The following is a 9124-nucleotide window of genomic DNA, read 5'->3' on the forward strand; positions in this document are numbered from 1 at the left end:
TTTAAAATTTCTCAATTTAATGCTGTTGGGACGACTCAAGAAGCGTCATATAATAATGTTGCTGAGGCCTTGAATGGTATTAATACTTCTATGTCAAATATGAATGAACGTATTGGCCAAATTACAGATGAAATTGATGCAGTAGACGCTTTATATTGGAATAACACAAAAAATGCTTACTCTGCTTCTCATGATGGTGCAGTTTCTAAAATTACCGATGTAGCTGCTGGTGAAATTACACAAGATTCTACTGATGTTGTTAATGGTGGACAGCTTTGGGCAACAAATAACCGTGTTACGAATATTGAAAATAAGATTAATGGTATTGAAGATAAGTTTGACAATTTCTCAGTAGATGCAGTTGTCAGTTATGACGAAGAAAACGGTAAAAAGACCAATAAAATTACCTTAACTGGAGGTGATGAAAGTGAGCCTGTACTAATCGACAATCTTGCAGGTGGCCGTATCGAAGAAGGTTCAAAAGAAGCAGTGAATGGTGGTCAGTTGCATGATTATACTCAAGAGCAGATGAAAATTGTTCTCGACGATGCAAAACAGTATGCAGACAAACGTGTCAATGATGTTGTTGCTAATGTCTTAGATGATGTTGTTGAAAAGTCTAAAGAATATACAGATATGAAATTCAACATTTTAAGTTATGGTATAGAAAAAGCGAAAAAAGAGGCAAGACAAGCGGCAGCTATCGGGTTAGCAGTGTCTAATTTGCGTTATAATGATACACCTGGAAAAATAAGTATTGGATTAGGTGCTGGTATATGGCGTAGCCAATCTGCATTTGCCTTTGGTGCTGGTTATACATCTGAGAGTGGAGATATTAAATCCAATTTATCTGTAACTAGTTCTGGAGGTCATTGGGGTATAGGTGCAGGAGTGAATATTACACTGAACTGATAACAAGCTACAAATAAATTTATGCATCCTTGTTTTGGACAAAATAAACATAACAAGGATGTTTATTTATGCAAAAATAATCCACGTTAATAAATAACCTTTAGGTTTCAATTTTTTATGCTGAATCTATAGAAAGTTTCTACTAAAAGCTATTTGAATCAAAACGATATTATTAAGAACAAAAGTATCCTTATAAATTCCTGATTATTGAAAGACTCATTACAAACAAAATACATTGTACAAAAGTAAAGCATCTAGATCTTAATTGATCTAAAACGCACACGATAAAAGTGAAATATTTTTAAATGCGATTTATGCTAAAATATAATGGTTACGCTAAAAAGTGAATTCTCAATTTCTTGTTTTTCACAAACAACACCCCTTCAGCGGATCTTTCTCTAACAAAAACAACAAATTATGATAGAGAATCTTTCTTATACAAGACCTTGCAATTAATCAACAACTCTATATTTATACTATGAATCTAATTTATGAGAGCTCTAACTGCAGAAGAGATTGTACAAAAACCACTGTTAAATTTCCTCTTTGTTTATGGAAATGAAAATCTATTTAAATTCAATCAAACAAAGAAACAAATCTGCAACACTTCCCTTTGACAAAAATACACATCAAACTTTTTGTTGCTATTTCATTTAATATCCTATACGTATTAAAGATGGCGAAATTAAGACTCATTTCGACCAAAATAATCTAACTTAAAAAACGAAATAACCTACTACTGAGAATGACCTATTTTTATTAAAAAACACTTAAATTTTTTTCTAAAGTGAGAATATGTCTTTTTTATGTTCATCTTAAAGACTCTACCTCACTAATTTTAAAGATTCATTACGAACAAAACGCACGAACAAAACGCGTTGCCCAAAACTGAAACAATTAAAAAATCATACACAAAAACACATGAGTAAATCTAACAATAAAATGTGTCTTTTTTATGTATTAAAAATGTTTTTTATTAGGAGATTTTATGACAAAAACATATAAAGCACAAAGAATTAAAATAGTTTCGTTAGGAGCCACATTATCTGTGCTTTTATCGAGTGTGTCTCCTCTTTTTGCTGCAAATTTTGCTATAACGGGAGCGACACAGCACAGTACAAATGGTGTTTCGGTTAGTTATAGTAAAGGCAGTCATGGTAGTGCTGTTATTACTGGTGATGATGACTTTTGTGGTGCAGATAACGTTATCGGTCGTGGAGGTGGTAATTTTAATGATAAAAAGCAAATAACTGCAGAAGAGCAGTTTGAGAGATTTATCAACAATACAACATTTAAAGGCTTTAATCCTTATGGCACATCTGACAAAACAGTGCATTGGAGTGCTGAGTCACGGACACAAGATAAAGTCGGGTATCTAGGATCTTTTTTGACAAAGGGTAGTACTAACGTACTGCCTGAGGCTTATGGTGTTTATTCTTTTGTGACTGGTTGTGGAGCTTCTGCAACAGGGAATTATTCGGTAGCGTTCGGTTCAAGTGCAACCACGTCAGCTGGGGGAGCGATGGCCTTTGGTGTTTCTGCTCTTGCAAGTGGGCGAGCAAGTGCTTCTGTGGGTGTTGGATCAGAGGCGTCAGGGGATGCTGCAATTGCTTTTGGTGGGATTTCAGTCGCTGCTGGTAAAGAAAGTGTTGCTTTGGGAGTTAGGGCAAATGCGGCCAGTGACTATGGAGTTGCTATAGGTTCGCGAGCTAGTGCTCAGGCTTCTGGCTCTATCGCAATAGGTGGTGCTGATTCTGATGAAAACCAAGCAGTAGCAAAGGGTAGCAATGCAGTTGCTATTGGTTTACATGCTCGAGCTGAAACAGCTAATGCAATTGCTATTGGAGAAAATACACAAGTGCTTTCTGAAGGTGGTATTGCGATAGGTGGGGGATCTGTGTCTCGTGCTGATTCTATGGCTCGTGATGGTGGTGCCAATTCTGGTTATGATCCTATAGAGGGTAAAGCGTCACAAAATGAAAGTGCTGTATGGAAAAACACTAAGGGTGCTTTCAGTGTAGGTGATGCTGACACTAGTGTGACACGAAAAATTACAGGGGTAGCAGCAGGTGCTGATGATACCGATGCAGTAAATATTGCGCAGCTAAAAGCTTTAAGAGAATTGGCGACAAGAGGGTGGAATTTTTCTGTTAATGGCGGAGATTCTACAAATGTTGGGCTAGGCAGTACAGTGGACTTTTCTGCTGGAAGTGAGAACTTCACTATCGTGCAAGACAGTACAAAAAATAAGTTAACATTTGATTTAGCAAAAGATCTTGCATTAAATAGCGTGAAATTAGAGGGTACTACCCTGAGCGCAGCTGGTTTGGAGATCGCCAGTGGTCCCAAGATCACAAACAGTGGTATTGATGCTGGAAATGAAGTGGTAAGTGGAGTTAAAGCTGGAGACGTTTCTTCTACTTCAACAGATGCAATAAATGGTTCGCAGCTCAATTCTATGGGTGAGACACTTGCTACATCTTTGGGTGGTAGTGCTCAGTATGAGAATGGACAATGGACAGCTCCTGAATTTGAAATTGTACAATTTAATTCGGATGGAACACAAGGTGAAAAGCAGGATTATGGTACTGTTGCGAGTGCTTTTGAGGGGATTAATAAAGCTTTCACAGGTTTAGACAGTAAGGTTGACCATGTAAAAAATGAGATCACAGACAATCTTCTTGTGAAGCAAGCAGAAGATAATTCTATTACTATTGGGAAAGCCGTAGAGGGTACTGTAATTGAAATTACAGATAAAGAAGGTTCATCTCGAAAGATTACTGGTTTATCAGATGGGGATATTTCTACATCCTCAACAGATGCAATAAATGGTTCGCAGCTCAATTCTATAAGTAACAAGCTTGTTGCGTATTTTGGTGGTGATGCTAAATACGAGGATGGACAATGGACAGCTCCAAATTTCAAAGTTTCACAATTTGATTCTGATGGAATAAAAGGTGACGAGCAGGATTATAGTACTGTTGCGAGTGCTTTTGAGGGGGTTAATAAAGCTTTCACAGGTTTAGACAGTAAGGTTGACCATGTAAAAAGTGAGATCACAGACAATCTTCTTGTGAAGCAAGCGGAAGATAATTCTTCTATTACTATTGGGAAAGCCGTAGAGGGTACTGTAATTGAAATTACAGATAAAGAAGGTTTATCTCGAAAGATTACTGGTTTATCAGATGGAGATATTTCTGCATCCTCAACAGATGCAATAAATGGTTCGCAACTCAATTCTATGGGCGGAAGTTTTGCTACATCTTTGGGTGGCAATGCTCAGTATGAGAATGGAAAATGGACAGCTCCTGAATTTGAAATTGTACAATTTAATTCGGATGGAACACAAGGTGAAAAGCAGAGTTATAATAATGTTGCCAGTGCTTTTGAGGGTGTGAATAGCTCTTTTGTAAGTTTGAATACTGAGATTAGCAATGTAAAAGATGATATCAGAGGTAGCCTCCTTATTAAGCAATCAGGAGACAGGAATTCTCCTATCGCTATTGGTAAGGAAACAGAGGGTACTGTAATTGAAATTACAAATAAAGAAGGTTCATCTCGAAAGATTACTGGTTTATCAGATGGGGATATTTCTACATCCTCAACAGATGCGATAAATGGTTCGCAGCTCAATTCTATAAGTAACAAGCTTGTTGCGTATTTAGATGGTGATGCTAAATACGAGGATGAACAATGGACAGCTCCAAATTTCAAAGTTTCACAATTTGATTCTGATGGAATAAAAGGTGAAGAGCAGGATTATAGTACTGTTGCGAGTGCTTTTGAGGGGGTTAATCAAGCTTTCACAGGTTTAGACAGTAAGGTTGACCATGTAAAAAGTGAGATCACAGACAATCTTCTTGTGAAGCAAGCGGAAGATAATTCTTCTATTACTATTGGGAAAGCCGTAGAGGGTAACGTAATTAAGGTTACAAATAAAGAAGGTTCATCTCGAAAGATTACTGGTTTATCAGATGGAGATATTTCTACATCCTCAACAGATGCAATAAATGGTTCGCAACTCAATTCTATGGGCGGAAGTTTTGCTACATCTTTGGGTGGCAATGCTCAGTATGAGAATGGACAATGGACAGCTCCTGAATTTGAAATTGTACAATTTAATTCGGATGGAACACAAGGTGAAAAGCAGAGTTATAATAATGTTGCCAGTGCTTTTGAGGGTGTGAATAGCTCTTTTGTAAGTTTGAATACTGAGATTAACAATGTAAAAGATGATATCAGAGGTAGCCTCCTTATTAAGCAATCAGGAGGCAGGAGTTCTCCTATCGCTATTGGTAAGGAAACAGAGGGTACTGTAATTGAAATTACAAATAAAGAAGGTTCATCTCGAAAGATTACTGGTTTATCAGGTGGGAATATTTCTGCATCCTCAACAGATGCAATAAATGGTTCGCAGCTCAATTCTATAAGTAACAAGCTTGTTGCGTATTTAGATGGTGATGCTAAATACGAGGATGGACAATGGACAGCTCCAAATTTCAAAGTTTCACAATTTGATTCTGATGGAATAAAAGGTGAAGAGCAGGATTATAGTACTGTTGCGAGTGCTTTTGAGGGGGTTAATCAAGCTTTCACAGGTTTAGACAGTAAGGTTGACCATGTAAAAAGTGAGATCACAGATAATCTTCTTGTGAAGCAAGCGGAAGATAATTCTTCTATTACTATTGGGAAAGCCGTAGAGGGTACTGTAATTGAAATTACAGATAAAGAAGGTTCATCTCGAAAGATTACTGGTTTATCAGATGGGGATATTTCTACATCCTCAACAGATGCAATAAATGGTTCGCAACTCAATTCTATGGGCGGAAGTTTTGCTACATCTTTGGGTGGCAATGCTCAGTATGAGAATGGACAATGGACAGCTCCTGAATTTGAAATTGTACAATTTAATTCGGATGGAACACAAGGTGAAAAGCAGGATTATAGTACTGTTGCGAGTGCTTTTGAGGGGGTTAATCAAGCTTTCACAGGTTTAGACAGTAAGGTTGACCATGTAAAAAGTGAGATCACAGACAATCTTCTTGTGAAGCAAGCGGAAGATAATTCTATTACTATTGGGAAAGCCGTAGAGGGTAACGTAATTAAGGTTACAAATAAAGAAGGTTCATCTCGAAAGATTACTGGTTTATCAGATGGGGATATTTCTGCATCCTCAACAGATGCAATAAATGGTTCGCAACTCAATTCTATGGGCGGAAGTTTTGCTACATCTTTGGGTGGCAATGCTCAGTATGAGAATGGAAAATGGACAGCTCCTGAATTTGAAATTGTACAATTTAATTCGGATGGAACACAAGGTGAAAAGCATAGTTATAATAATGTTGCCAGTGCTTTTGAGGGTGTGAATAGCTCTTTTGTAAGTTTGAATACTGAGATTAGCAATGTAAAAGATGATATCAAAGGTAGCCTCCTTATTAAGCAAATGGAATCTACTGACCCTATCACTATTGGTAAGGAAACAGAGGGTACTGTAATTGAAATTACAAATAAAGAAGGTTCATCTCGAAAGATTACTGGTTTATCAGATGGGAATATTTCTGCATCCTCAACAGATGCAATAAATGGTTCACAGCTTAGCTCGATGGGTGAGATGCTTGCGACATATTTTGGTGGTGATGCTAGATATGCGGATGGCGATTGGACTGCTCCAACTTATAGGATCCAGAATACAGTATATAATGATGTTGGTTCTGCTTTTGTGGGAGTTGATAAATCTCTCAAAAATATCAATAATTCTATTGATGATATAAAGAGTGATATTACTGAAAATATTACTAAAAATGTTTTGTCGTGGGATGATAGTGAGAATGCATTTGTTGCCCGTCATAAGGTAGGAAGTGTAAAAAGCAACAGTAAGCTTAGATTTCTCTCAGATGGAGATATCTCTCAAGATTCAACTGAGGCTATAACGGGTGGCCAACTTTATTCAATGAGTAATACATTAGCTAAGTATTTTGGTGGTGGTGCTCAGTATAAGAATGAGCAATGGATAGCACCGAGCTTTATGGTTAAGACATTTGATGCTGAGGGCAATGCCACAGAAGAAAATTACAGTACTGTTGCAGAGGCGTTTACAGGAGTAAGTAATTCTTTTACGAATATCAAAAATGCATTTACCAACGAAATTTCTAATGTGAAGAATGAGAGCTTTGTTAAGCAAAATGACACGACTGGTTCTATCAAGATTGGTTCAGAAACTGGTGGTGTTCTAATAGATGTTAAAAATAAGAGTGGTTCATCTCGAAAGATTACTGGTTTATCAGATGGGGATATTTCTACATCCTCAACAGATGCAATAAATGGTTCACAGCTTAGCTCGATGGGTGAGATGCTTGCGACATATTTTGGTGGTGATGCTAGATATGCGGATGGCGATTGGACTGCTCCAACTTATAGGATCCAGAATACAGTATATAATGATGTTGGTTCTGCTTTTGTGGGAGTTGATAAATCTCTCAAAAATATCAATAATTCTATTGATGATATAAAGAGTGATATTACTGAAAATATTACTAAAAATGTTTTGTCGTGGGATGATAGTGAGAATGCATTTGTTGCCCGTCATAAGGTAGGAAGTGTAAAAAGCAACAGTAAGCTTAGATTTCTCTCAGATGGAGATATCTCTCAAGATTCAACTGAGGCTATAACGGGTGGCCAACTTTATTCAATGAGTAATACATTAGCTAAGTATTTTGGTGGTGGTGCTCAGTATAAGAATGAGCAATGGATAGCACCGAGCTTTATGGTTAAGACATTTGATGCTGAGGGCAATGCCACAGAAGAAAATTACAGTACTGTTGCAGAGGCGTTTACAGGAGTAAGTAATTCTTTTACGAATATCAAAAATGCATTTACCAACGAAATTTCTAATGTGAAGAATGAGAGCTTTGTTAAGCAAAATGACACGACTGGTTCTATCAAGATTGGTTCAGAAACTGGTGGTACAGAAATTGCAGTTACAAATAATTATGGTATGCCGCGTAGTATCTCTGGTGTGAAGGCAGGATCTGTTGTAGCAGGATCGACAGAAGTTGTTAATGGTTCTCAGCTCTATTCAATGAGTAATACACTCGCTAAATACTTTGGTGGTGATGCTCAGTATAAGGATGAGCAATGGATAGCACCGAGCTTTATGGTTAAGACATTTGATGCTGAGGGCAATGCCACAGAAAAAAATTACAGCACTGTTGCAGAGGCGTTTACAGGAGTAAGTAATTCTTTTACGAATATAAAAAATGCATTTACCAACGAAATTTCTAATGTGAAGAATGAGAGCTTTGTTAAGCGAGATGACGTGACTGGTTCTATCAAGATTGGTTCAGAAACTGGTGGTACAGAAATTGCAGTTGCAAATAGTTATGATATGCCGCGTAGTATCTCTGGTGTGAAGGCAGGATCTGTTGTAGCAGGATCGACAGAAGTTGTTAATGGTTCTCAGCTCTATTCAATGAGTAATGCACTCGCTAAGTATTTTGGCGGTGATGCTCAGTATGAGAATGGACAATGGACAGCTCCAGTATTTAAAGTTGTAAAATTTGATGCTGAAGGAAATGCAACGGAAGGAAATTATAACACTGTTGCAGATGCATTTACAGGAGTAAGTAATTCTTTTGCGGATATTAAAAATGAATTTGCCGCTGCAATTACTAATGTAAATGAAAACAGCTTTGTTAAGCAAAGTGATACAAGCGACCCAATCAAGATTGGTGCAGAAACTGGTGGTACAGCAATTACAGTTGCAAATAGTAATGGTATGTTTCGTAGTATCTCTGGTGTGAAGGCAGGATCTGTTGCAGAAGAATCTACAGAAGCCGTTAATGGTGCTCAGCTCTATTCAATGAGTAATACACTCGCTAAGTATTTTGGTGGTGGTGCTCAGTATGAGAATGGAAAATGGACAGCTCCTAAATTTGAGGTTGTACAATTTAAGTCTCACGGCTTAGACGGTGGAGTGCAAAGTTATAGTGATGTTGCTAGCGCTTTTGATGGAGTTAATAATACTTTCAGAGGTCTTGATGGTAAAATTAACGATGTGGAAGATGCACTTCTTGTTAAGAGAGAAGAAAATGTCATCACTGTTGGTCAAGCAATAGGTGGTACTTCAGTTGATATAAAAAATAAGAATGGTATCTCGCGAAAACTTACTGGCATAGCAAATGGGTCGATTGCTGAAAATGCGGAAGATGCAGTG

General features: G+C 37.4%; 2 protein-coding genes. Both read left to right on the forward strand.

What is annotated here, in order from left to right; genetic code table 11:
- Positions 1-912: YadA-like family protein (locus WCP78_RS02280; RefSeq protein ID WP_336278881.1), on the forward strand; the 912-nt coding region annotated here is incomplete at its 5' end.
- 988 nt (positions 913-1900) lie between these two features.
- The coding region (locus WCP78_RS02285) for a hypothetical protein (protein ID WP_336278882.1) at positions 1901-9124 on the forward strand (7224 nt) is incomplete at its 3' end.

It is taken from the genome of Bartonella occidentalis (assembly GCF_037070875.1).
In the GTDB taxonomy this organism is placed as follows: Bacteria; Pseudomonadota; Alphaproteobacteria; order Rhizobiales; family Rhizobiaceae; genus Bartonella.